This window comes from Streptomyces sp. NPDC088745 (genome assembly GCF_044751045.1).
Taxonomy (GTDB): domain Bacteria; phylum Actinomycetota; class Actinomycetes; order Streptomycetales; family Streptomycetaceae; genus Streptomyces; species Streptomyces cremeus.
This window is the reverse complement of record NZ_JBIVLB010000012.1, coordinates 187,499-211,439: the sequence shown is the minus strand read 5'-3', so window position 1 is coordinate 211,439 and position 23,941 is coordinate 187,499. Positions and strand designations below refer to the sequence as shown.

18 protein-coding genes and 3 pseudogenes are annotated in these 23,941 nt (G+C 70.3%); 13 read left to right on the top strand and 8 right to left on the bottom strand.

Annotated elements, in window-relative coordinates:
- Nucleotides 1-28 precede the first annotated feature (28 nt).
- The 3 genes from ACIP93_RS27975 to ACIP93_RS27965 form a co-directional block, all read right to left on the bottom strand.
- Entirely contained in the window at nt 29-1,762 is a 1,734-nt protein-coding gene (locus ACIP93_RS27975) for a flavin monoamine oxidase family protein (RefSeq protein WP_401762836.1), read from the bottom strand.
- A 64-nt stretch (nt 1,763-1,826) separates the two neighbouring features.
- Nucleotides 1,827-3,377, bottom strand: a complete 1,551-nt coding sequence (locus tag ACIP93_RS27970; RefSeq protein ID WP_401762833.1) for a glutamate--cysteine ligase — start codon at nt 3,375-3,377, stop codon at nt 1,827-1,829.
- Nucleotides 3,378-3,511: 134 nt separating this feature from the next.
- On the bottom strand, nt 3,512-4,180 hold the full coding sequence (locus tag ACIP93_RS27965) for a hypothetical protein (protein WP_401762830.1): 669 nt from the start codon (nt 4,178-4,180) through the stop codon (nt 3,512-3,514).
- A gap of 536 nt (nt 4,181-4,716) precedes the next feature.
- On the opposite strand from ACIP93_RS27965, the gene ACIP93_RS27960 reads away from it, so the two are divergent.
- The 9 genes from ACIP93_RS27960 (at nt 4,717) to ACIP93_RS27920 (ending at nt 12,580) form a co-directional block, all read left to right on the top strand.
- Nucleotides 4,717-4,914, top strand: coding sequence for a hypothetical protein (locus ACIP93_RS27960; RefSeq protein ID WP_401762827.1), 198 nt, complete (start codon nt 4,717-4,719; stop codon nt 4,912-4,914).
- A gap of 653 nt (nt 4,915-5,567) precedes the next feature.
- Complete coding sequence (locus ACIP93_RS27955; protein ID WP_345219265.1) at nt 5,568-6,326, top strand: iron-containing redox enzyme family protein; 759 nt, start codon at nt 5,568-5,570, stop codon at nt 6,324-6,326.
- Nucleotides 6,327-6,381: 55 nt separating this feature from the next.
- Nucleotides 6,382-7,662 carry a pyridoxal phosphate-dependent aminotransferase gene (locus tag ACIP93_RS27950; RefSeq protein ID WP_345219266.1) on the top strand — a complete coding sequence of 427 codons (1,281 nt, stop codon included), beginning with the start codon at nt 6,382-6,384 and terminating at the stop codon, nt 7,660-7,662.
- Nucleotides 7,663-7,678: 16 nt separating this feature from the next.
- On the top strand, nt 7,679-9,475 hold the full coding sequence (locus ACIP93_RS27945; RefSeq protein ID WP_401762823.1) for an FAD/NAD(P)-binding protein: 1,797 nt from the start codon (nt 7,679-7,681) through the stop codon (nt 9,473-9,475).
- Nucleotides 9,476-9,478: 3 nt separating this feature from the next.
- Nucleotides 9,479-10,006, top strand: coding sequence for a cupin domain-containing protein (locus ACIP93_RS27940; RefSeq protein WP_401762821.1), 528 nt, complete (start codon nt 9,479-9,481; stop codon nt 10,004-10,006).
- Nucleotides 10,003-10,773 carry a sulfite exporter TauE/SafE family protein gene (locus ACIP93_RS27935; protein WP_401762818.1) on the top strand — a complete coding sequence of 257 codons (771 nt, stop codon included), beginning with the start codon at nt 10,003-10,005 and terminating at the stop codon, nt 10,771-10,773. The genes ACIP93_RS27940 and ACIP93_RS27935 overlap by 4 nt, the downstream gene beginning before the upstream one ends.
- A 35-nt stretch (nt 10,774-10,808) precedes the next feature.
- The gene (locus tag ACIP93_RS27930) at nt 10,809-11,405 is read left to right on the top strand and encodes an O-methyltransferase (RefSeq protein ID WP_401762816.1); all 597 of its coding nucleotides are present in this window, start codon (nt 10,809-10,811) and stop codon (nt 11,403-11,405) included.
- An 89-nt stretch (nt 11,406-11,494) separates the two neighbouring features.
- The gene (locus ACIP93_RS27925; protein ID WP_401762813.1) at nt 11,495-12,043 is read left to right on the top strand and encodes a nitroreductase family protein; all 549 of its coding nucleotides are present in this window, start codon (nt 11,495-11,497) and stop codon (nt 12,041-12,043) included.
- 162 nt (nt 12,044-12,205) lie between these two features.
- Nucleotides 12,206-12,580, top strand: a complete 375-nt coding sequence (locus tag ACIP93_RS27920) for a VOC family protein (protein WP_401762810.1) — start codon at nt 12,206-12,208, stop codon at nt 12,578-12,580.
- Nucleotides 12,581-12,749: 169 nt separating this feature from the next.
- On the opposite strand, the pseudogene ACIP93_RS27915 reads toward ACIP93_RS27920, so the two are convergent.
- From ACIP93_RS27915 to ACIP93_RS27905, 3 genes and pseudogenes are all read right to left on the bottom strand, one after another.
- Nucleotides 12,750-12,944 (bottom strand): annotated as a pseudogene (locus tag ACIP93_RS27915) (flavodoxin family protein); the annotation flags it as partial.
- A gap of 460 nt (nt 12,945-13,404) precedes the next feature.
- Nucleotides 13,405-14,163 carry a DUF2637 domain-containing protein gene (locus ACIP93_RS27910; protein ID WP_401762807.1) on the bottom strand — a complete coding sequence of 253 codons (759 nt, stop codon included), beginning with the start codon at nt 14,161-14,163 and terminating at the stop codon, nt 13,405-13,407.
- Between the two features lie 832 nt (nt 14,164-14,995).
- Nucleotides 14,996-15,157, bottom strand: a complete 162-nt coding sequence (locus ACIP93_RS27905) for a hypothetical protein (RefSeq protein WP_401762804.1) — start codon at nt 15,155-15,157, stop codon at nt 14,996-14,998.
- A gap of 241 nt (nt 15,158-15,398) precedes the next feature.
- On the opposite strand from ACIP93_RS27905, the gene ACIP93_RS27900 reads away from it, so the two are divergent.
- Nucleotides 15,399-15,950 (top strand): hypothetical protein, encoded by a 552-nt coding sequence (locus ACIP93_RS27900; RefSeq protein WP_401763005.1) that lies wholly within the window; start codon nt 15,399-15,401, stop codon nt 15,948-15,950.
- 43 nt (nt 15,951-15,993) lie between these two features.
- On the opposite strand, the pseudogene ACIP93_RS27895 reads toward ACIP93_RS27900, so the two are convergent.
- Nucleotides 15,994-16,566, bottom strand: a pseudogene (locus ACIP93_RS27895) (peptidoglycan-binding protein); the annotation flags it as partial.
- A gap of 470 nt (nt 16,567-17,036) precedes the next feature.
- Here ACIP93_RS27895 and ACIP93_RS27890 point away from each other — a divergent pair.
- Together ACIP93_RS27890 and ACIP93_RS27885 are read left to right on the top strand one after the other, a co-directional pair.
- A pseudogene (locus ACIP93_RS27890) lies at nt 17,037-17,309 on the top strand (IS5/IS1182 family transposase); the annotation flags it as partial.
- A 271-nt stretch (nt 17,310-17,580) separates the two neighbouring features.
- Nucleotides 17,581-18,450, top strand: a complete 870-nt coding sequence (locus ACIP93_RS27885; RefSeq protein ID WP_345219276.1) for an isocitrate lyase/PEP mutase family protein — start codon at nt 17,581-17,583, stop codon at nt 18,448-18,450.
- A 162-nt stretch (nt 18,451-18,612) separates the two neighbouring features.
- Here ACIP93_RS27885 and ACIP93_RS27880 read toward each other — a convergent pair whose 3' ends face one another.
- Nucleotides 18,613-22,878, bottom strand: a complete 4,266-nt coding sequence (locus ACIP93_RS27880) for a S8 family serine peptidase (RefSeq protein ID WP_401762801.1) — start codon at nt 22,876-22,878, stop codon at nt 18,613-18,615.
- A 91-nt stretch (nt 22,879-22,969) separates the two neighbouring features.
- On the opposite strand from ACIP93_RS27880, the gene ACIP93_RS27875 reads away from it, so the two are divergent.
- Entirely contained in the window at nt 22,970-23,923 is a 954-nt protein-coding gene (locus ACIP93_RS27875) for a helix-turn-helix domain-containing protein (protein WP_401762798.1), read from the top strand.
- The last annotated feature ends 18 nt before the right edge of the window (nt 23,924-23,941 follow it).

Genomic DNA, 23,941 nt, shown 5'->3' with positions numbered 1-23,941 from the left:
CGAGGCAGGGATGCCACCGTGTTGCTCGTCACAGCTCGACAGGGGCGTAGTCGGGGTGGTTCCACATGTCTCCGGGGCCCGGATTGCCGGGTTCACAGCGACCGCCGAGCAGACGGACGACGCCCCAGGCGGCGTTGAGTCCTGAGGCAAGCGCGTGTTCGAGCCAACCCGACGACCAAGAGGTGTCGTCACCCGCGAAGAAGAGGGCATTGGGCGGCTCACCCGGTACAGCGGGCCGTCCGGTGAAGTCCTTCATGAAATGGCTGAACAGGTCCCGCTGATAGGGGTACTCGCCCGGTGCCGAGAAGCGGCACAAACCGCGGAAGTGGGCCTCGTTCTCCCACGAGATGGTGACCGCCTGAGAACGGTCCGCCTGCCGCCGCAGTTCCCCGGCGATCTCGGGGTGGATGCGTGCGAGGTCGCGGACGAAGAGTTCGACGCGTTCCTGCTGGGAGGAAGCCGACACCTTGACGGCATCCCGGCCCCAGCTGAAGCTCAGATCCAGAACGGCGGTCCGGCCTCCGGGGGCGCGGGGGGGACCGTAGTCGAAGGTGTAGCAGGCGCGCGGCAGGCGGTCGGTGAGAGTGACACCGTCGAGGGTGGTGCCCTGCCAGAAAGGTTCGTCCACCACGAGCGCGGTCTTGGACGACTGCCGGTAGCTGAGCCGGCGCACCGCACGCCACATCCTGGGGCCCAGAGGAGAACGGCCTGCGGAGGCGGAACGCAGTTCGATCGCTGTCTCCAGCACGTTCAGCTGGGGGGTCAGCACCACGGCGGCCACCCGCTCGCCGCGCCCGTCAGCGCTGTGCACCACGGCACCGCGGCGGGGGTCCTCGTCGACCACGACGGCAGTGACCGCAGGACGTGGTGTGCCGCCGTTGACCTCTTCCAGGCTGGTGGATCGACCGGAGGGATCGGTGGTGCGGTGGCTCCAGAATCCTTCGGCGAGTGCGCTGATGCCCTCGCGGGGGTAGTACGCGGTGCTGCCCTCGGAGGTCAGCACCAGCCGCAGCGTTTCCAGCAGGCTCAGCCCGAAGAAGGTGTCCCATGCCGCAGGGGCCACGCCGGTGGTGCCCAGCAGTCTGGCCTGGTTGTGGGTGAGCCCGGCACCCTCGTCCTCGCGCAGGAAACGGTAGAAGGTCCACTGCTCGTACCTGCGCACCACCTCCTGCCAGCGGCGACGCACAGCGCCCAGGTCGCGCCGTGCGAGGTCGCGCTGGAGCTGGTCCAGGCCCAAGCGGGTCAACGCGTCCAGCCAGCGGGTGTGGGCGTGGCGTATCTCCTCGTCGAGGGGATACAAGTCGGTGATCTCCCGGACCAGGTGGCGTACTCCGTCGATTTCAAGGGCGGTGACCGGCGTGGTTCCGGCCGCGTAGTCGTCGCGGAAGGGTTCCCAGTGCAGGCCGAACATCTGCGCGTACTGCCACAGCAAGCGCGCGGAGTCGGGGAAGCGCATACAGCCCAGCTCCACCACGGCGCTGTCATCCTTGTGCAGCCGCCGGGAGTACATCCGCCCGCCCAGCCGAACGCCTCCGGGCCCGTCCGCACTGCGTTCCGCTTCGTACACCAGCGGGCGGCAGCCGGTGCGCAGCAATTCGTATGCGGCGGCAAGACCGCTGCCACCGGCGCCGATGACCGCCACTGGCGCGCCCCGGGCCGCTTCGGGCAAGCGGCCAATACGCCGGTCGCCGGCCACGTGGGCGGCGTAGTCGAAGGGGAAGTCGACCTGCAGATCGGCAGGCGGCGGCGGTTGCGCACTCATCGAGACCTCGTTTGCGTACCGGGGGCGAACTCGGATCGGGACGAAGGGAACCTCGTGGCGGCGGCTACGGAGAAGCGCGGGGCGACGATCCGCGGTGAGCGCGCACGGGCCACGTGTGCACAGGAGCGCCGGTACGGGCGAGGTCGGCATAGGCGCGGGTCAGCATCCGCAGGGCTTCTGCTCGATCGACGTGCTGCTCGAACGCCATGAGAGTCCGGTCCTGCCAGGTCGCCCCGGTCCTGCCGGTGGTCGCACGTGCGCGGATGATTTCGAGCAGCGACTCGGTTTCTTCCTTGTCGACCTCCAAAGAGGCCAGACCAGCGGCGGCGAGCGGCACCAACCCGCAGACCAGATCGGCGGCCCGCCGACGGGTGGGTGGAGCGCCAACGGATGAGGGCCACCACAGCTGTGCGTCCAAACCGTACTTCGCCGCGAGGTAGAAGTTCTCTTGTGCGTGGGCGAACGGCAAGAGCTCCGCCACGTCTGCCTGTTCCGCGAGCCCTGTGGTCAGGCCCACGAGAAAGGCGGCGTTCGCCGCCATGTCGATGGTGGTCGGGCCGGAGGGCAGCGCGCGAAACTCAATGCGCACGTGCCCGGAGGGGTCGTAGACCGGCCGGTTCCACCACCACACCGTGCTCATGTGGTCACGCAGTTCCCGCAGACTCGGAACACCAGAGTCCGTCACGTCCGGGCACGGCAGTACGTCCGAGACGACCGGTTCCAGGACGTCGTAATGGCGCACCGCCTCCTCGAAGAGCTGCCGCACACCCCCGGCCAGCCACCGCCCGCTCGGCCCGAACGCGACCCGTGGAGGCCGTCGGGCGTCGTGTGAGCGGTCGCCGAAGCCGTGCTCGAACATGGGGATGCGCGCCTCCTGCCATGACCGCCGACCAAGCATCAATGAGGAGTTGCACGCTGCGGCCAGTACGGGCGCGATGGCGAGTTGCGCGGCGTTATAGGTACGGGTGAATGTCTGAGGAGCGACTGACAGATGGACTTGCCATGAGCAGGACAATCCTTGGACCGCGACGGACCGCGCGTGCACGGTGGTGGGTTCTGCTCCGTCGAGAGTGAAGGCGAAAGGGAGCGCACGCCCTGTCGTGAAGGCGCGCTCGAGAGCTCTGTACCTGGGGTGCGGCGACAGTGCCGAGGGTCCCACATCGGCGGATGTCAGAGTGGGCAGACTGCCGAGGGTGACCGGTGCAGCGGCATACGTCGACGCAGCGTGGGCGATCTTGGCCAACACTTCGTCACTCTCGGCGGCCATGGTGCGAAACGGGCCGCCGGCGGCCCGTACCGGCGTCACATTCACTTCAAGAAGGAAGCGGTTCACTTCGGGGGCGATCCGCTTGTCTGCGACCGCGGTGCGCACCGCGTCGCCCAACAAAGCCGGGGAGCCGTCGGTGTGGACCAGGAAAAGCTCCAGCTCCGCTCCCAGCGTGGTGCTCGCGGTGCCGAATCCGGGGCGGTGCAGCACGTCTTCGAGTTCGGTCAGGCAGGCGCGGAGCCGTGTTCGGGAGGTGCTGTTCCGCCCCTGGTCCGCGGCGACGCGCGGCGTCGGGCCAGGACTGGGCGGCGGCCTGCGAGGCGGATTCGTTGATTGGTTTCCGGTCACCGCACCCAGCCTCCTCATACGCCTCGATGCCCTCCGGTCTGACACGTGAAGGAGCCGCCCGTGGACGGACCCGAGGGGCTGGAGGTGTCCGGCCGCGTTCGGCCGGACCGCCGGCGAGCCACCTCGTGGGTGCCTCACCACCCGGTCCCGGCACCGTCCACGGCTGCGGAGTGCCACCATGCGCGCAGGGCGGGGTCCATGCGCACCGCGCTGCGGGTGATCCAGTCTCGGGGCTCGCCTTGGGCCAGGCCGTGTTCGATGACCTGGAGCACACCGTCGGCCACTTCGGGCGGGTTGTCGCGATAGGCATCGATGTAGGCGACGACTTCCTCGGGCACGTCATCGGCGTCGCGCAGTACGTCAGCGAGTTCCGCGCAGCTGTTGCACCACAGAGCGAAATCCGTTCGCGCTGTCAACGCAGCCTCCGCGCTCCCCGCGTGCAGCGCCACCCATGAGATGAACTCGGTAAACCGCCGCACCGGCCGGGTGACGGGAGCCCGGCGCATCTCGTCCGGGGAAAGACCCAGCGAGGAGGCGGCCCCTGAGACCATGCGGTGGCGTGCCTGCATGAGTTCGTGTGCCACAAAGGAGAAGAATCCGCCAGGAACCTCGTGGGGGAAGCGCGAAAGCAACAGCCCGTAGGCTGTGAATTCCGCCTCCTGCGACTGGAATTCGGCGAGGGCGAAGCGCTTCAGATGCTCGGTGCGGATTTTCCCTTCGCGCGCCAGGGAGAGGAACTCGTTGGCGCGTACATGATCGGCTATATTCGCCCCGACCGCGTCAAGAAATGAAGTGGCCGCCATGTGTAATTTCCTCCCCGCAGGCATTTTGGCGCGCATCGTCGCCCGGTGCGAAGTACTGGATGGTTTTACGTGGCCCGAATGGACGGCGGTGGCTATCCCGGAAACTGGCGACCACCATACGTGGCGTATCCGCGTTCGAGAACCCCTGAATGTCGTCGAGTGTGGATATGGGTGCTTCCCGGCCGAGAACACCAGCAAGAACAAGCCGGAACAGCCAAAAAGCCTTCTACTTTTGCTCCATGAGAAGGCCAGAAAGAGATCGTACTCGCGGCCGCTGCGGCAAGGTGGCGAACTTCTTGAAACTCTGGAGCACCATGGAGCCCTTGGGCAACGGCAGTTTCTTCGCCAACGATGAAGACGGGACAAAATCCCATGCGGCGCCTGCGCATGATCCCGCCCTGTACTACGCGGGCGCCGTCCTCAGCGGCCGGCTCCCCGTGCACCAGAACGGTTAGGGCGGCGCCGAGGCCGCCAACATCGAGGAGTCCCTGCACGCCGTCGCCGTCCGGCGCGGGGTCGGCCTGCTCCTGGTGTCGGTGGCCGCGCAGCACCCGGACCCGGACATCCCGTACCTGCCGCTGACGGGCGCCCTGCCCGCCGTCCTCACGTACGCCTCCCCACGCAGCGACCCGCACCCCTTCGGCCGTGCGCTGCGGAAGGACCGGACCGCCGAACGGGCCCCCGCCCGGCCCGATCTGCCGGAGGCCCGGCTGACGGCCCCGGCGGAAGCGTGAGGGGAGTGGCGGGCCGGGGCCCGGGTGCCCCTCCACAAAGCGTCCGGACGCCCGGCTTCCGCAACGACGGCGCTCGAATCGCTCGCAAGGGCGCGAACGGGACGATCGGTCGCACAGTCGATGGCAGTACAGGTGTCCGCACCCCCCGCCACTCCGACCGGCCGGCGAAACCCGCAGTTGGGGCCCGGTGCCGCCGTCGCACGATCGCCATCGCGAAGAACGGGCGTGCGAGTGAAGGGAGTTCTCCGCCCGTCGGCCTCCGTACGCGCGGTGTCCTGATCCCCACGGCGATCCTGTCCTGAATCGCGTTGTTGATAGTTCGTGGGCATATTCGTTTCCGCAGACCAGGCGTCCCGCTCCTCCTGCACACCCCTCCCGTGCGCCCGCCCGGCCCGCTTCTGTGCTGGCAATGGCGAGTTTCCGTCCTGTGGCGCCCAAGATCCATCCGTCAGGATGGTCGTGACGGGTCGGCGGCGGGCACGCCGACGAGTGGAGGAACGGTGCAGCACTCATCCGGGTCCGCAAGGAAACGGGTGGAGGAGCCCTTCTTCCCCCGGTCCGATCCGTGCGTCGACCAGTTGCGTTCCCGTTCCATTTGCTCGGCAAAGTCGTTCCGTCAGTCAACCGCGCCTCAAGACAGAGTGGGCACACGAATGACAACGTTTCCCAGCACGGCCATCCACGACTCGGTCACCACGCTCATCGACGACCTGGACCGGCACCCGGTCTACGAGAACGAGTACTTCAAGCTCCTTGAGGGAACGCCCTGGACCGGTGACACGTTCGACTTCCACCGGGCGAACTTCTACCACCGCACCGAAGGCACCGTGAAGGGCATAGCCCACGTGTGCGCCCAGGCCGCGGCCCACGACGACATGGACACCCTCGTCCTGTTCTCGCACATCCTCAACGAGGAGACCGGCGACGGAAACCGGGCGCACTGCCACGAGGTGCTGATGGAGAACACCCACAACCTGCACGGCCAGGTCGAGTTCGGGGTGGCTCCGATGCTGGTCAAGGAGGCGCGGGAGAGCAAGCTCGTCATCCCGGAGACCCTGGAGTACCGGCAGCGCACGCTGGACCTGCTGTCGGCCGGCTACCACAGCATGCTGGGCGTCGCGATGGCCCTGGAGTCCCACGCCGACCGGATGCTCAAGATCTGCCGCACGGCGTTCCGCAACACCAACAAGAACCTGCCGCAGGACAAGTTCGTCCACGACGTCGAGGTCTACTTCAACGTCCACGTCGGCGATGCGGGCGTCGAGGAACGCCACGCCGCGGACGCCAAGAAGTGCGTGGTGAACAACTGCCGCAGCGAGGCGGACGTGGCGGCCATCGCCGCCGCCGCGACGGAGACGCTGGACGTCCAGCTGCGCATGTGGAACGCGATGCACAAGGCCGTCACCCACTGAGTCCGCGGTTCCCCGAGGCTGCCCGCACGACTCCAGAGAGGTAGACCGCACGACTGTGCAGAAGAACCGAGGAATCTCCCGCGCCGTCCTGAACATCCCGGAATCGGTGACCCACGGCACCGCCGCGAAACTCCTGGCGATGAACAGCACGCTCGCCCCGGAGGACCAGGTCATCGACCTCAGCATCGGTGCCCTGGACACACCCGCCGACCCCCGGATCGACCGCGGCGTGATCGACTTCATCCGTACGCGGCCCGAGGTGCTCCACGCGTTCGCCCCCATCAAGGGATTCCCCTTCCTGCGGGAGTCCGTCGCGGCCCGCGTGAACCGGCTGCACGACATCTCCTACGACCCGGAGAACGAGATCCTGGTGACGCCCGGCGGCGTCAAGGGCTCCATCTCCGTGGCCTTCCACGCCCTGCTGGACCCGGGCGACGAGGTCGTCGTCCCGGTGCCCAACTGGCCCCACTACCCGGACATGGTGCTGCTCCACGAGGCCGTGCCGACGACCGTCCGCGTCACGGCCGAGGACGGGCTGACGGCGCCGGCCCTGGAGCAGGCGCTCAACGACCGCACCAAGATCGTGGTGCTCGGCGACTGCGTCAACCCGACCGGCAAGATCTACTCCACGCAGGAGCTCTCCGCGCTCGCCCAGGTTCTCGCCCGGCACAACCAGCGGCGCGAGTCCGACGGCGCGAGCCCGGTCTACGTCCTGTTCGACTGCCCCTACGAGGCCCACGTCCTGGGCGAGCGCGCCCGGACCTTCGCCGCCATCGAGGCCACCCTCCCCGACGGGACCCCCGCCCCGATGCGGCCGTGGACGCTGACGGTGACCGGCCCCGGCAAGACGTACGGCATGCACGGCGACCGGATCGGCTACCTGTGCGGACCGCCCGACATCGTCGAGGCCGCCGCCCGTGCCCAGGTCAACCTCACGTCGTTCGCCTCCACCTACGGCCAGGTCGCGACGCACCTCGCGCTCCAGCCGGACATGGACGAGGTGGCCACCGAACGGGCCAGGTCCGCGCGGGCGAACCTGGAGGTCATGCTCCGCGAACTGGAGTCCGTGCCCGCACTGCGGGTCAGACCCCCCGACGGCGGCTACTTCCTCTTCGTCGACCTGTCGCACTACGCCCACGCCTACCAGCAGCATGGGTACGTCACGGCGGACCAGTTCCTGCTGGAGGAGGCGAGGGTCGCCACCATCTGCGGCAACCACTTCGCCCAGGAGGAGGAGTTCGACCACTACGTACGGATCAACTGCGGCCGTACGGGTTCCACCCTGAGCCAAGCCGGCACACGCATCAGGGGTGCCCTCAGCCGTCTGGAGACCTGAGCTGAAAGCCAACACGGTGGGAACTGTCAGGTACTGCGTCATCGGCACCGGATTCGCCGGAACCTGCGCGCTGTGGCATCTGGTCCGAGAACTGACCGCTCCCGGCCGTCGGTCCCCGCTCTCCCGTCCGGCGGTCTCGATCGCCACGGTGGAGCGGGGGCCGGTCAGCGGCCCCGGATACCCCTACGCCAAGGACAACGCCCAACTCGGGCACCGGTGCAACAACGAGGCGAGCACCATGGGCATCCATGGCAACGACTTCGTCGACTGGCTCGCCGAGAACAAGCCCCGCCTCGTCGCCGACCACCCGGAACTCGTCCTGGAGACCCACCCCGGGATCGACCTGGAGCAATGGCGGCCGGAGAACGGCGAGTTCTATCCGCGGGCCCTGTTCGGCCTGTACTTGGAGCACCGGTTCCAGGACGCGGTGCGGACCGCCCGGGAGCACGGCATCGACGTGCGGCAGTACACGGAGCACGAGGCCGTCGACGGGTGGAGCGCGCGGGACGGCTTCTCCGTACGGCTCCGCGACCTGGCGACGGGCCGCGAGTTCGACCTGGACGGGCTCGACCGGGTGCTGCTGAACACCGGGCACTGGCAGTCCGCGCAGGGCGACCCGCTCGCGGAACACCCGGGGTACCTCGCGGCGCCCTATCCGCCGGGCCGGATCCTGCCCGCCGTCGCCGACCGCGTCCGCTCGCGGCGCGGTGCGGGCGGCCGTCCGCGGGTCTACGTCCAGGGCATGGGGCCCAGCGGCATCGACGCCGTCATGACCCTGTGCGACGAGGGCGCGTTCACGTACACCGCCGACGGACACGTCGACTCCTACCGGCCCGCCCCGACGGCGGGGGGGACGGAGCCCCTGCACATTGTCGTCGGGTCGCGCTCCGGCTTCTTCCCGCCCGTCCGGGGCCCGCTCACCGGCCACGAACTGCACCATCTCACCCCGGACGCCCTGGCCGGCATCCGGAGCGAGAACCGCGGGCGACTGCGGCTCGAACCCGTGCTGGACCTGCTGGACAAGGACCTGCGCCGGGCGACCGGCGGGGCGCTCGGGTGGCGCGACGTGGAGAAGCCCCGCTTCGCCTCGGCCAGGGAGAAGCTCGAAAGCGACCTCCATGACGCACGCCACGGCAACCTCGTCTACACGCTCGTCCTGAAAGCACGCCGCATGTGCTTCTACCGGGAACTGACGTCCGCCGACAAAGCCCTGTACGACCGGCACTTCGACACGCACTTCATCCGCACCGCGGTGCCGATGCCGACGGCCAACGCGGAGAAGCTGCTCGCCCTCATGGACGCCGGGGTCCTGTCCACCGTGCGGCACGGCTACGCCGACCCGCCGGTCGGCGTGGACGAGGACGGCGGATTCGTGATCGCCTACGAGACGGCCGACGGCGAGCGGTCCCGGCTGCGGGCCGACTGCGTCGTACGGGCCAAGGCGCACGACTTCGGCCTGGAGCGCCACCCCTCGCCCCTCGTGCGCAACCTGCTGCGGCGGGGCGAGATCGTGCGGCACGAGGAAGCGGGCTACGCCACCGGCGGACTCGCCCTCGACCCGCACGGCGACTACCGGGTGACCAGGCGCGTGGGAGGAATCACCGGCCCCTCGCCGCACCTGTCGTCGTACGGTTCCCCCGTCAGGTTCTGGCAGACCGAGAACAATTACGCCGGGGCCTTCGTGAGAGCCGCCGAACAGGTCGCCGCCGACTGGGCCGAAACCGCGAGAGGCATTCCGCAGCAGACCGGGAACCCCGAGAGCACCGCCGTCCCGGACGACTCAGAGCTGATCACCACCGAAACACGGAGCTGAACCATGGAAATGAAAGAGTTCCACTACCAGGACGGTCTGCGGGTCAGCGTCTTCAACCTCGATCACGAAGCGGTGCCCTACCACTTCCACAACGAGGTCTCCGACATGGTGTACTGCTCCCGGGGGCAGATAGCCATCGAACTCCCGGAGACCGGCGAGGTGTTCACCGTGCACCCCGGGCAGGTCTTCCAGGTGCCCCGCACGAAGAAGCACCGGTTCGTCAACGGAGCACCCGTCGGAACCCACTCGCGGTACGTCCTTCTCCAGATCGGCGCGTTCGACATCAACTTCGTACCGCCCGCCGAAGGGCTCGCGGAAAAGGTCGCCGACCGTGAGGCCACGCACGTGGCGGACGCCGAGGTGTACATCGAGAACCGCGAGGGGGACATCCGCAAGCTCGCCGATCACTTCGCGGTGGAGAGGCCCGAGGTCCTGACCGAGGAGGAACAGGGCGACGTGGTGCAGGCGCTGCGCTGCTTCGTGGACCGCGGGATCGCGGCCGAGCACCCGAGGGCCGCCGTCCAGCCGTGACCGACGCCGCTCCCTTCTCGTTCGGGCCGACCACCTTCGCACTGATCGTCCTCACGTTCTTCGTGGGCGGCCTGTTCAAGGGACTGACCGGTCTGGGCCTGCCGCCCGTCGTGCTCGGTGTGCTCACCGCGACGATCGGCATCGAGCCCGCCAAGGCGCTGATCGTCATCCCGACGTTCCTGACCAACGTGGCCCAGGCGGTCCGGGGCGGCCACGGCCGGAGAGTCGTCCGGCTCACCTGGCCGTTCCTCCTGGCCGCCACCGTGTTCACCTTGTCGGGGGCCCTGACGCTGAGCTACTTCCGGGCGGATGTGATGTCCGCCCTGCTCGGCGTCGGGCTCGCCGTCTACGGAATTCTCGGCCTTTTCCGACTGCGGGTGAACATCAGGGGAAAATGGTGGAACCACCCGATCGGCGTCCTTCTCGGAGCGGTCAACGGATTCCTTACCGGAATGACCGGATCCTCGGCCGTGCCGGGTGTTTTCTACCTCCAGTCGATCGGTCTGCTGCGGGACCAGCTGATCCAGAGCATGGGGATCCTGTTCACGCTGTCGACGGTCTCCCTGGCGTGGTCGCTGCGCACCCAGGACCTCCTGGGGGCGAACCTCCTCCTCATGTCGGCGGCGGCCCTGGTGCCGGCATTTCTGGGAATGTCGCTCGGAAACAAGATCCGCCACAGCATTCCCGAGGAAAAGTTCCACACGGTACTCTGTACCGCTCTGGTGCTGCTGGGCCTCTACATCACGGTCCAGAATCTTGCCGCATGACACCGGACCAGTTCATTGACGAGGAGACACACATCATGGAACAGGCCATCACCGAGTTACTGCGCGAGCTGGAGGAATTCGGCGAGGCCAACGACTCGTCCACGGACGAGCGCAGCCGGAAGATGCTCAACATCACGCACGACACCGGCGCGTTCCTCGCGGTGCTCGTCAAGGCGTGCAAGGCGCGCAACGTCCTGGAGATCGGCACCTCCAACGGCTACTCGACGCTCTGGCTCGCCGACGCCGTGGGCGAGGGCGGCACGGTCACCACGGTCGAACTGGCCGAGGACAAGGCGGAGATGGCCGCAGACAACTTCCGGCGCGCCGGACTCGACTCCCGCATCCGGCAGGTCACCGACGACGCGGGCCGTTTCATCGCCGGGCGCGACGCCGGCGAGTACGACTTCCTCTTCCTGGACAGCGACCGCGCGCAGTACGTCGGCTGGTGGGACTCGCTGCGGCGGATCCTCGCGGACGGCTGCCTGCTCGTGATCGACAACGCCGTCTCGCACGCCCACCAGTTGGAGGAGTTCAACAAGCTGGTCGAGGCGTCGGACGACTTCTCCGGAGTCCTGCTGCCCGTGGGCAAGGGCGAACTGGTGCTCCTCAAGGAGTCCGGGGACGCGTCCTAGCCGTACTCGTGCCCGATTTCGCATCGGGCCCGCATCCGCAGCCTCATCCGTACCCGGATCCGTACTGAGGAGTACCTGCCTTGGACGTCATGACGGCCATTCTGACGCGCCGCAGCATCCACGAACTCGCCGGTCCGGCCCCCTCCGACCAGGAGTTCGCCTACCTGCTCAAGGGTGCTGCCGCCGCCCCCGACCACGGCGGACTGCGCCCGTGGCGCTGGATCCTGCTCCGGGACGCGGAACTCGCGGCGGTGGGCGACCGGCTCGGCGCCGACGCGGAGGACCGCGGGGACTCCGCGGAAGGAGCCCCGGCCGGGGAGGAGTCCGTACGGGCGCCCCTGAAGGCGGTGCTCGTCTTCTCGCCGAGCGCGGAGAGCGGGGTGCCCGAGTGGGAGCAGCTCGCCGCGGCGAGCAACGTCGCCTACGGCCTGATGCTGCTGCTGCACGCCCGCGGCTTCGGCAGCGTCTGGCGCAAGGGGCGGTGGTGCCGGAGCGAGCGGAGCCGGGAGCTGCTGGGCATCGGCCCGGACGAACAGCTCCTGGGCTCCCTGGACATCGGGACGCCCGGCGCCCGGGTGCGGCCGGACCGCCGGAGGGTCGAGGACGTCACGGACCGCATGTGCGTCCTGCGCACCTGATGCCTGGGCGTCCCGCTTCCGTGCCACCGGGGCGGGCCGGGTCAGGGGCGGGCCGCTGCTCCACCGGTCCGCTGGTGTACGCGTCCGCCAGGACGGCTCGCCCGGGGGCGGCGGGCCGGATGCGGCACGGGTGAGTCCGCCGGAGAAGGGCAAGAGGCAGGTATGACCATGACTCTCGGTGCCTTCGTTCTCGGCACCCCCGACCCGCCGGCGCTCGCAGACTTCTACCGGGCCCTCCTGGGCTGGCAGGAGGAGGACCGCGACCCGGAGTGGGTTCGCCTGAAGGATCCGGAGCAGGACCGGCCGAGTCTCAGTTTCCAGCTGGAGGCCGGCCATGTGCCTCCCGTATGGCCACCGCGGCCCGGTGCTCAGCAGATGCAGGCACATGTGGACCTGCGTGTCGACGACCTGGAGGCGGAGACCGCCCGCGCCTGCGCCTTGGGGGCGACAGTGGAGGAGCACCAGCCGCAGAAGGACGTACGGGTGCTCCGTGACCCGCACGGTCACCTGTTCTGCCTCTTCCTGCCCGGGGCCTGAGGTGCCGTGGCGCGAGGGCACCCGACCAGACGTCCCGTCGCGCCGAAAAGAACGAGCAGTTGTTCTCCGAGGCCGGAGACAGGCTCGCACGAACGTCGTACTCGCACGTCGTACTCGTACTCGTGCAGGGCGACGGTGTCCTTGACGAGCGTTCCGGAGCGCCGGGCACTCAGGCCGGTGGCGGTCCGATCGGCGCGGTTTCCAGTGCGCGGGCGACCGCGTGCAGGTCGGCGGCCACCGCCCGCCCGGGAATGGTGTGGCCGATGTCCATGAGGCCGCCGGTGATCTCGGAAATCACATGATGGGCGCCGTCCTCGTTGCCGGTGACCACCACACCGGCGACCCGGTTGTGGGCGACCGGACGCTCCTGTGACGGTTTCCGAGCTGCGCCGGGCGCTCTGGAGCTGGGCAGGCGTCTGCCGCGCGAAGCCCGGGAGGCCGACCTGACGCTGATTGATGCGTTGGGGCAGCCGCGCGTGCTGGGCTTGGACGAGGCGCAGCGCCTCGTGGGGCCGGCCTGTGGAAGACCAGGTTGTTCGTCGGGCAGAAGTTGCCTTTCTGCTGGTGTGTCGTTGATGGATTCAGCAGCACCCGCACAGAGTGGTGGAGGGTGCTCAGCAGGGCGTGGTCCCGCGCGGGGAGCGGTGGCCGGCCCGGTGGACCGTTTCGATCGACTGCGCCACGTCTTCCGGCCAGTTCGCTGTACCCAAGACTTGTTTTTCTCGCTCTCTGCCACAGGTGTGAAAGAGACATCGGGCGCGGAGGACACGACATGACAAACGGAGGGACCGCGGCCGGACGGCTTCTCAGGCCGCCGCGGCGCCTCAGCGCACCCGGTGCGCGGGCCTGTGACGGGTCGGACGGCGATGGGGGCGGGTGAGGGTGATCTGGCGGACGAGCTGGTGGAAGCAGCTCAGCGCGGTGATCGGGGGAAGGCCGGCGACCGCGATCCCGACGAGGGTCTTGTCGGCGTGGTTGACGCACAGGGTGAGCGCGACGGCCGAGAAGAGGATGACGACGAACCAGGAGTGTGCCGCTCCGCGGTGGTGGAGGGCGGCACGCAGAACGGACAGGGAAGCGACAAGCCATGGACCGTACACCAGCAGTGGCCACAGTTCCGCCAGGTGCCCGGGCACGATCGGCTGGGCCAGGTGGCGCAACGGGTTGTACGTGACGACCGCGCCGAAGGCACTGACCATGGCCACGATGACGGTGGTGAGCGCGGCGAGACTGATGCTGACTCCGCGCACCCAGGACCACCCCTGCCGCCGCAGCCGGGTGTGCGGCCGACGCCGTTTGCGATGGTCGTGCGACCCGGGCCTCGGGAGCGGCACGTCAGGCTGCCGCGTCTGTTCCGTCTGCTGCGCGGGCGGTTCGGCGGAGGTGCCCAGGATGCGGGCGAGTTCGTCCTCCAGGCCCGCTTCCATGTCCATCGGGCCGGGCCACGAGGTCTGCCGCGGGAGGAAGAGCTCCTGCGTGGGGAGCAGCCTTTCGGGGTGTGCTGCGGGGGGTCCGGCCCAGTCGCCGGGGTCTTGCAGGAAGAGTGCTTCGTCCAGGCCGAAGGGATTGCGGTGCTCATCCACAGTGGGAGTGCTCCCACGCCGTGGCCGCCGTCCGCGCGGTGCTGAACGGCAACGCTTGCGCGTCTGCCTTCGGCCCGCCGGTACGTGCGGGCCGGGGAACGCCCGGAGCACAGGAGCTCGTGCAGACGGCTCGGTGGTAGAAGTCGGCCTGCATGGCGTTGAGTTCCTGAAGGAAGTCCTCCAGAAGGTCGGTGAAGACCGAAGCCCCGTCAGGCGGTGCGGTGGAGCCGTCCGACGACGGGGCAGGAGGGCCGTCCTGCCGAGGGAGCACGCCCCGCAGTGAGATGAGCGCGTCGGCGTCCTGCGGGCCTGCCGTCCGGGGAAAGCGCTGGGATGAGGTCACACACCTCTTAACGAGCCCGTCGTACTGACCATGTGTGGCAGACGAGTGGGCGGGAACGGCAAAGGGGTGAGTGTCCTGCGGCCGTGGGCAGAAAAAAGGCCCAACTGCCCGCGTCGCTTACCCCATTGTGTACCTGGCCGCGCCGGTTCCCATTTCGCTGCCGCCGGAGAGAGCCCCCGCTGCGCCGTATGACGGCATCCGCGAACTCAGGAGCGTCCACCGGTGTTCCCGCACGCCGAACCGGAACCTCAAGACCTGCACCGGTCGTCACGAGGCCGCACGGCAAGCAGTCGGAGGCAACCGCACGCGGACAAACGCCTACGACACGGCTCACCTGCGCAGATGGTGCCGCGCAAGCGCCCAGTGCCCACATCACCCGGACAGGCGCCGAGTTCAGTGAACCGGAGCCACGAAGACGGTGACGGGGGAGTCGTCGTCGCTTGCCCCCGGTACGAGTTCCGTGCCGTCCCCGGTGTGCGTCGCGGACGCTCAGCATCGACCCAAAAGGTCCGTCAGCGGCCGGGGGGTGAGGTGGAAGACGCGGATGTCGCGGGTGGTGCGGGCGTTGTGGATGTCGTAGGCGGGCGGGGCGGTGAGGATGCGGTGGTGGTGGGACGTTTTTCCCTCGGGGTCCAGTAGCCGGGCGCTCACATCTGTCCGGCGATCTTCCTTCCCACGTCCTCCCCACGTCCTCCCCAGCGGGCGCGCCTTCCTCCGCCAGGGGGAGACGGTCCGCCGTAGCGGCTGACGTGCGGCTGCCGTGTCCAGGACCAGCATGTACGTCATGACCACAGCGCCCGCTTCTCTCCCTGTCCCCGCCCCCGTCTGGGCTCGTCGTGCCGCCCACGCCATCGCTCTGTGCGCAGTTCCGTCCGGCCTGTGGCGCATCGCCATGGCATCCGGTATCCCTGTCGGCTACAGCGATCAGGTGCTGCGCGACGTCTTCGACATACCGGGCTGGGGCATCGCCTATGTCGTCGGCCTCTCCGTCCTTGCCGAACTGGCCGCACTGTTACCGCTGTTACTCGTCAGCGACCGGTGGCGGCCGCTGCGCCCCCGGGTCCTGTCCGCACTGGCCTGGACCGCCTCGGGGGTCCTGGTCCTGGTGGCGCTGTGGCAACTCGTGGTCGCTTTCACCGTCGAGAGCCAGACGTACATGTCGAGTGGTGCGGCACAGACCCTATGGGGCTTCGTCTTCGCCCCGCTGTTCGCCGTCCCGGCCCTGATGACCGCGGTGACCTGGTCCTACGCAAAGCGGCACCGGGCGGGCAGACAGGCATGGCCCTACCGCGTGGACGTCTTCGACCGCCGCGTCAGCCGTTTCAGTTCCAGCCGCCGTGCCCGCACCCGTCGGCCTTGCCGTCCCTGCCGTCCCGACTGTCCCTGCTGTTCCAGCCGTCCCGGTCACTCCCGCGGGTCTCGGCGTGCAGGGCCGCCCGGGTGAGCGGGCCGTACACACCGGGTGTCTCCGGGATGTTGCGCGCCACTTGGTAACGGCGCAGGGCCACTTCCACCGACTCTCCGAACTGTCCGTCAGCCGACCCGAGGAACAGAGAGAGCTGGAAAAGGCGGCGCTGGAGGTCTACGACCTCGGCGCCGGTACTGCCCAGCCGGAGACACTTCCCGGGCGGTTCGGGCTGTGGGGGGCTGAGGCGCGGTGGCTTCCTCTGCTTGGGCTGTTCCGTCTGCTTGGGCACGGCGCCGGGTGTGGAGGCCGTCGGCCGACCGGAGGCTGGAGACGACGCCTTCGGGGCGGTGGGCGTCGCGTTCCGGGCGGAAGTCCGCGGGGCGGCCGGCGGGTTCACCGTTGCGGACGTGCTGGCGGACGGCTGGGGCTTCGGGGTCGCGCTGGGCGGCGGGAGGTCGGGCACCGTCAAGATCACCCTGTCCGGCGACGTCCGGTGGGGGCCGGAGGTGAAGCACAGGGTGAGCCCGACCCCAGCGGCCAGAGCGCCGGAGACCAGCAGCGGGAGCGAGAGGCCGAGTTGACTCTCGCGCGTCGGTTTCGACGTGCTCCCCCGCGACCGCGACCGCAACCGCGACCGCGAGGCGTGCCGCATCCGGCGGGTCTTCTCCCCTTTGCGGCTCTCGTGGGCGTCGGTGGCTCCGGGGGTGGGAGGCAGGGCGAGCGTGGTGTCGAAGAGCTCGACGTCCTGCTCTCGCGCGCCCAACTCACCGCTGCCGCATTCCGTGATCTTGCCGAAGACGCGATCGTACTGAGCGGAGGGCGGCGTCGACTCGGGGGCGCTGCGGTCAGTCGGCGTGCTCAGGGCAGTTGTGTCGCGCATCGAGTGCTCCAGATGAGGTGGATCGCGGGCGATACGGCGCGATGGCGAAGATCCGGAATGAGGACTAGGAGAGTTTGAGCGGCGCTCAATTGAAGCGTCAACTGCGGTAAAGCCACACGAAAAGGTGGCGAAGGTGACGTTGATTCTTAAACGACTCTTAAGGAGAGACGCACATCACATCCACCGGGTCGTGCCCTGTGGCTTCGTGACGCAGGACCTGCCTTCTCGAATGACACCTCGATACGGTTCGTGACCGTCAGCGCAGGCGGTCGGCAACGGTACGGCGGAGAGGGTCCCGCGGGCTGTCCAGGCCGACGTCGGTGCCACGGGCCGGACCGACTGGAGCATGGCCGGTGCCGATTCCACGAGCCGCCGCGCGCATCCAGTACGCGGTGCGCGTCTCCATCCGTGCCCCGAAGATCCAGGGGCGGTGCGGAAGTCCGGTGCGCCACCGCTCCGATGAGGCCCCGGGGCGCTCGCGAGGTGGACTGACAAGCAAGACCCACCGTGCGGGAACGTGTGCCTCGGCAGACGGATGGATGCCCCCGGCCGTCGCACCGGCCCAGGCATCAGCGCGTCCCATCGGCAGCGGCATGCACGTCGGGTCCGGGTTCGGGTGCCGGTGACGTCTCCGCGATGAAGGGGTTACGCCGTCGGAGTGAGTAAAGCCTTCACGAGGTGAACCCGCGGGCTCGTTCCGAAAGCATCCCTGTTGAGCAAAGGGCTGCCCGTCGTGGCGACCTCTCAGCGGCCTGTGCGCCGAGGAGCGATGGAGGAACCAGAAGGATGACGTACGGAAGCAGGCTGCGCGAGCAGATCGCGGTGCCGGGCACGACGCCCCTGATCGGTGTTTACGACATGTACTCGGCGTCCATCGCGGCGGAGCACTACGACGGGATGTTCGTCTCCGGGTTCGGCTTCGCAGCCTCCCACTACGGGCTGCCCGACATCGGCTTCATCGCGTGGCCCGACATGCTGGCCTTCGCCCAGCGGCTGCGCGGCGCGTTCCCCCTGCACCACCTCCTGGTGGACATCGACGACGGATACGTCGACCCCGAGGTCGCCTGCCACATGGTGCGGAGTCTGGAACGCGCCGGAGCCTCCGGCGTGATCCTGGAGGACCAGAAGCGTCCCCGGCGCTGCGGACACGCGGACGGCAAGCTGGTACTGCCGCTGGAGGAGTACCTGGAGAAGCTCCACCTGGTCCTGGCCGCCCGTGACGACCTCGTCGTCGTGGCCCGTACGGACGCGACCGAGGACGACGAGATCCTGCGCCGGGCCCGGGCTCTCGCCGCCACGGACGCCGACGTCATCCTGGTCGACGGGGTGCGCAGCACCGAATGGATCCAGCGCATCCGCGAGGTTGTGGGAGGCAAGCCACTGCTGTTCAACCAGATCGCCGGCGGCAAGTCGCCGCGTCTCTCGCTCACCGAACTGACCGGTCTCGGTGTCGACGCCGCCATCTACAGCACGCCCTGCCTCTTCGCGGCGCACCAGGCGATGGAGACCGCCCTGGCCGAACTGCGCCTCGCCGACGGCCGTTTGCCGGCCGCGGACGTGAGTACCGTCGGTGTGCGGGAATCGACCGCCCTGCTGGCCAGGAACATCAGCCGCCATCACGGGGCCCCCACCGCACCGGAAGAGGCCACCGTGTGACCACCAGGCCGGCGGGGACGGCAGCCCTCTCGCCGGCCGGGCGGTCCGGCCCGAGCGGGACGGGGAGCCGAACCGGACACGCGCACCGGCTGCACGGGCGCACGGGTGCACAGGTGCACGGGCGCGCCCGTCGTGCGGCGCGCCCGTGCACCCGAGCGGGGATCAGCGGCGCAGCGTCAAGCGGTGGACGCCGCCGTCGACCGTACCGACGTAGAGCGTGCGGCCGTCGCGGGCGGCGGCCAGCTTGGTGGTGTCGGTGTTCTGCAGACCGCTGGAGACGTTCTCCCAGGTCCGGCCGTGGTCGGTGCTGCGCAGCACGCCCCGGCCGCCCTGGACGAGTCCGGAGGCCCGTGAGCTGGTGGTGGCGGCGTAGAGCGTCCCGCCGACCCGCAGCAGGTCCGACACGTGGACCGCGAGCGGGCCGGTGTCGGCGGTCCGGAAGGTCCTGCCGTCGTCGGTGCTGACCCGGATGGACTCGCCGCCGACCACCAGGCGCCGGCCGTCCGTCGTCAGCGAGGAGACGGGACCGTCGGCGACCTTGGTCTTGGTGACGCCGCCGTCGTCCGAGCGGTAGAGGCCCGAGGCGTTGCCCAGCCAGAGGCGCCGCGGGTCGCGCGGGTCACCGGCCATGGCGTCGAACGACCTCTCGTGGAAGAGGTTCTTCCAGGTGCGGCCGCCGTCGGTGGTCGAGTACAGCCCGTCGCCGAAGATGCTCCGGAAGCCGACCGCCACCCGGTCGGGGTCCGCCGGGTGCACCAGGATCGACGTCGGCACCTCCGACGAGGTGCCCTTCACCTGCCAGGTCCGGCCGGCGTCGCCGCTGCGGGAGACCTCGAAGAGGCCGGTCGCGGTGCGCCGGACCTGCCACACCACCGCGGTGTCCTTGGGGGAGACGGCGAGGTGGGAAGTGAGGCGGCCGGTCATGCCCTCCGCGCCGGACTGGCCCCACTCGGGGCCGGCGACGGGGATCCTGGTGCGGTAGGTGCCGCTCACCGTTCCGGCGAGCAGGTGGTCGCCGCCGGCCGCCAGGGCGAGGGTGGTCAGGCCCTGGACGCCGATCCTGCGGTAGCCGGTGGCGTCGGCCGAGCCGCGGTACAGGCCGTCCTGCTCGCTGGACACGGTCACCGAGCCGTCGGCCCAGCGGTCGTAGTCCATCGGGATGGCGGCCCTGGAGGGCGCCTGCGCGGGCTGCCAGGTCCTGCCGTGGTCCCGGCTGACCTGCCCGGCGCCGAACAGCGCGCGCAGGTACAGGTCGCCGCCGGAGGCGGACAGTCCGTTGCCGCCCTCCTTCAGGGGCAGCACGGTGGACCAGGTGCGGCCCTTGTCGTAGGAGCCGCGGACGCCCGTACCGGGGACGAGGGCCAGCAGGACGGTGGAGTCGGCCGTCAGGCCGCGGACGGACTTCACCGGTTCGTCGAGGACGAGGTGCGCCGGACCGGGATCGCCCTTGCCGACGCCGTCGATCCGCCAGACCCTGTCGAAGGTCGCCAGGTAGAGGGTGTCGCCGACGAGGGTCGCGTCGCGTACCGCGCCGTTCACGCCGGTGGGGTACGTCGCCCAGGTGTCGCCGGCGTCCGTGCTGACCAGCAGGCTGCCGTCGACCAGAGCGGCGAGGGTACGGGTCTGCTCGTCGGCGACGAACTCCTCGATGTGCGCGTCCGGCACGTCGAGCTTGCGCCAGCTTCGGCCGTTGTCGTCGGTGCGCAGGACGGCGCCCCTGCGGGTGGGGTCGGCGGCCGTGTTGACGGCGTACCACCAGCGGTCGGGGCGGCGGGCGTCGACCACGACCGCGCCGGTGCCGTTGCCGTCGGCGACCGGCAGCCTGCCGACCTGGCGCCAGTTGGCACCGCCGTCGGTGGTCAGCCAGGGAGCGGCCTTGCGGTACTGGGTCACGACGGCCTGCTTCGGCCGGGCGGGCGTGAGCGCGACGTGGCCGGCCTCGCTGTTGGGGCCGACGGGTTCCCAGCGGTCGCCGCGGCTGCCCGCCGGAGTGACCTCGAAGGCGCCGCGGCCGGTGATCCGCCGGCCGTCGGTGGTGGTGGCGCGTACGTCCAGCAAGTAGGCGCCGGCCGCCTTCTCGTTCACGTCGGCCTGGTAGTAGCCGGCGCCGTTCATGGTCGTGGGCAGGGTGTGGCTCCTGCCGTGCGGCGGCCTGACGGTGATCTCGGGCGGCGCGTTCAGGGCCGTCGGGGAGGCGATGTGCACCGTGGAGCGGCCGTCGCTCGGGTCGGGGGACGCCTGGACGACCAGGTGCCGCACGACCAGCAGGTACGGCACCCGCAGGGCCGGGCCGCGCGCCGGGGTGGCGGTGATCCGGCCGCTGATCTCCCGGTCGGTCTCCGGGCGGTCGGCGCGCAGGGTGACGGTGACGGTCGCGGACCCGCCGGCGGGAACGGTGACCCGGGACGGGGACACGGTGGCGGGGCCGCTGCTGCTCAGGGTGGTGGTCAGGGGTGCCTTGCCGGGGTTGGTCAGGCGCACCTTCGCGGTGCCGCCCACGGTCCGGTTCGAGAGGTCGGCGAGGCCGAACGACACGGCCGACGGGGAGGCGCCCAGGGTGGCCTTCGCCGCGGCGGCCACGTCGAGGCGTCCGTTGCCCTGGACGGCGGGACCGGTGCCGGCGAGCGGCTTGGCGGAGCCGACGAGGGCGGACCTGATCCCGTCGGGCCCCTGGTCCGGGCGCAGTTGGCGCAGCAGGGCGGCCGCGCCCGCGACGTGCGGGCTGGCCATCGAGGTGCCGGACATCCGGTAGACGCCGGGACCGTACATCGAGCTGGGGATCGCCGAGCGGATCTCCACGCCGGGTGCGACGAGGTCGGGCTTGAGGCCGAAGCCGGTGCCCGGCCCGCGCGAGGAGAACGAGGCGATCTCGTCGGTGGAGTCGGCGCCGCGCAGGGTGACGGACACCTTGCCGGCGGCCAGTCGGCGGCTCAACTGGTCGTACTGGGTCGTGTCGATGCCCATCACCACCAGGCGGTCCATGCGCAGCGAGTCCCCGGAGGCGGCGCCCCGGGCGAGGTCGGGGCGCGCGGGCGTCGCCGGGGCCCCGAACGTCCCGGGGCCGCCGGCGAGTGCGGGTCCGCCGTGGGACGGGAGGCCGCCGGCGAGTGCGGGTCCGCCGTGGGACGGGAGGCCGCCGAGCACGGCGAGCGCGCCGCGCTTCTCGGCCTCGCGCGCCCAGTCGACGTCCTGCTGGCTCAGGACCTCGGTGCTGGGCGGTACGAGGATGTCCGCCCGCAGGATCTTGCCCCGTACGTCACCGGCCCGCTTCCAGTCCTCGGCGGTGCCCGCGCCGACGTCCACGAGCGGGGCGGTGACCGGCTCCCGGGGCGGGTTCGCGGACAGGATGCCCCGGTAGGTCTGGATCAGTTCGGGCTTCCGGCCCGCGAGGTACGCGCTCGGGGTGCGCACCCCGCTGGTGGACGCGCCGACCGCGATGACGCCGTCGGCGGACGCCGGGGTGTTGACGGTGCCGCTGCCCGGCCCGCTGTTGCCGGCCGCCGCGACGACGACCACTCCGGCCCGTACGGCGGCGCTCGCCGCGCGGCCCAGCGGGTCGGTGCCGTCGCCGGGGCCGCCGAGGCTCATGTTGATGACGTCGGCGGGGAACGGGTTGGCCGGGTCGGCCGCCGCCTCGATACCGGCAACGATGTCAGAGGTGTAGCCGCTGCCGTCGGCGCCGGTGACCTTGTACGCCAGCAGGCGGGCGTCGGGCGCCATGCCGGTGACGCCTTCCTTGCCGGCCGCCTTGCCCGCGATGATGCCCGCGACGTGGGTGCCGTGGCCGTTGTCGTCCATCGGGTCGTCGTCGCCGTTGGCGAAGTCGTAGCCGCCGACGACCTTGCGGTCCTTGCCGAAGCCGCCCCCGAGGTCGGGGTGTCCGTAGTCCACGCCGCTGTCCAGGACCGCCACGACGGTGCCCCTGCCGGTGGCCTTCACCCCGGACGGGTCCGTGCGCTTCCAGACCTCGGGCGCGCCGGTCAGCGGCACGCTCACGTCCGTGCGCACCTGTATCCGGGTGTCGGGCCGGACGGCGGTGACGCCCGGCAGCGCGGCCAGCCGGGCCGTCTCCGACGCGGGCACCGTCATCGCCACGGCGTTGACCAGCAGCCCGAGTTTGCGCGGCGAACCGGGGTGCAGTCCGGCCTTCCGCACCTCCCCGACGAAGGCGTCCTGCCGGGCCGCCAGGTTCCGCCGGGCCTCGGCCACCGCGGCGGCGGGACCGGCGGCCAGGGCCGTCAGGGTGCCGCTGGGGGCGGCGGCGACGGCGGCGTCCCCGGACAGTTCGACGATGACCCGCTGGTTCGGGTCGGGCGACTTCGCGGTCGCGGTCGTGGCGCCGGGCAGCGCGGTGAGCGTCCCGGCGAGAGCGACGGTGGTGACGGCAACGGCCACCAGGCGTCGGGTTCTTCGTGCGTTCTTGGCCATGGGCAGCAGTCCTAGCCCCGAAGTCACTCTCCGTACAACAGATCCCGGCGGCCCATTGCTGCCGCTGGCACAAGTGGGCCAGTATCGGCATATGACGAACGAGCTCACCGCCGCAGGCATCGACCCGTTCGACGAGAGCGTCTACCGGGCCGTGCTGACCCGGCGTACCGCGGCCCCGGCCGAACTCGCCGCCGATCTCGGCTGTTCCGCGCTCCGGGCCACCAGGGCGCTGGACCGGCTGCACGACCACGGCCTGGTCGGGCGGCTCGCGGGGGTCCGCCGCCGGTACGCGGCCATCGAGCCGGGGGCCGCGGTGGAGTCCCTGGTGCGGTCCAGGGCCGCGGAGCTGGACCGGGTCCGCTCGGCCGCGGGCGAGCTGTCCCGCCTCTTCGCGGCGGCCCAGTCCGGCGCGGCCGACGAGGAGGAAGTGGAGATCGTCACCGGCCGTGAGGCGCTCGGCCGCTGGTTCGTACGGCTCCAACAGGAGGCGCACGAGGACGTCATGACGCTGGACCGGCCGCCGTACGCCCTGACCACCTCCAACCCCGTGGAGAGCACGGCGCTGGGCCGCGGGGTGCGCTACCGCGCGGTCTACGCCCCCGAGGCGCTGGAGTGGCCCGGCGTGCTCGCCGACATCCGCGCGCTCGTGCGCCGCGGCGAACAGGCCCGGGTGCTGCCTGGCCTGGGGATCAAACTGGCCGTCGCGGACCGCCGGTTGGCGCTGATGCCGCTCTCCCTCGACCTCGACGGCGTACGTGCCGCGGTCATCCGCCCCTGCACTCTGCTGGACGCCCTCACCGACTACTGGGAGCTGTGCTGGAAGCAGGCCCTGCCGCTGGACGCCCCCGCCGAGGACCCGCTGGGCGAGGAGGACCGCCTGGTGCTCACGCTGCTGGTCAGCGGCCTCAAGGACGAGGCGATAGCCCGCCAGCTCGGCTGGTCGGTCCGCACCATGCGCCGGCGGATGAGCCGCCTCCACGACCTGCTGGGCTCGGTCAACCGCTTCCAGGCCGGTGTGGTCGCGGCCCGCCGCGGCTGGATCTGACCTGCCACGGGGCCCCGC

Coding starts and splice junctions, on each gene's coding strand:
- ACIP93_RS27885 (WP_345219276.1), top strand. CDS start 17,581: ATGACGTACGGAAGCAGGCTGCGCGAGCAGATCGCGGTGCCGGGCACG.
- ACIP93_RS27920 (WP_401762810.1), top strand. CDS start 12,206: ATGACCATGACTCTCGGTGCCTTCGTTCTCGGCACCCCCGACCCGCCG.
- ACIP93_RS27925 (WP_401762813.1), top strand. CDS start 11,495: ATGACGGCCATTCTGACGCGCCGCAGCATCCACGAACTCGCCGGTCCG.
- ACIP93_RS27940 (WP_401762821.1), top strand. CDS start 9,479: ATGGAAATGAAAGAGTTCCACTACCAGGACGGTCTGCGGGTCAGCGTC.
- ACIP93_RS27880 (WP_401762801.1), bottom strand. CDS start 22,878: ATGGCCAAGAACGCACGAAGAACCCGACGCCTGGTGGCCGTTGCCGTC.
- ACIP93_RS27955 (WP_345219265.1), top strand. CDS start 5,568: ATGACAACGTTTCCCAGCACGGCCATCCACGACTCGGTCACCACGCTC.
- ACIP93_RS27930 (WP_401762816.1), top strand. CDS start 10,809: ATGGAACAGGCCATCACCGAGTTACTGCGCGAGCTGGAGGAATTCGGC.
- ACIP93_RS27900 (WP_401763005.1), top strand. CDS start 15,399: ATGGCATCCGGTATCCCTGTCGGCTACAGCGATCAGGTGCTGCGCGAC.
- ACIP93_RS27965 (WP_401762830.1), bottom strand. CDS start 4,180: ATGGCGGCCACTTCATTTCTTGACGCGGTCGGGGCGAATATAGCCGAT.
- ACIP93_RS27875 (WP_401762798.1), top strand. CDS start 22,970: ATGACGAACGAGCTCACCGCCGCAGGCATCGACCCGTTCGACGAGAGC.
- ACIP93_RS27975 (WP_401762836.1), bottom strand. CDS start 1,762: ATGAGTGCGCAACCGCCGCCGCCTGCCGATCTGCAGGTCGACTTCCCC.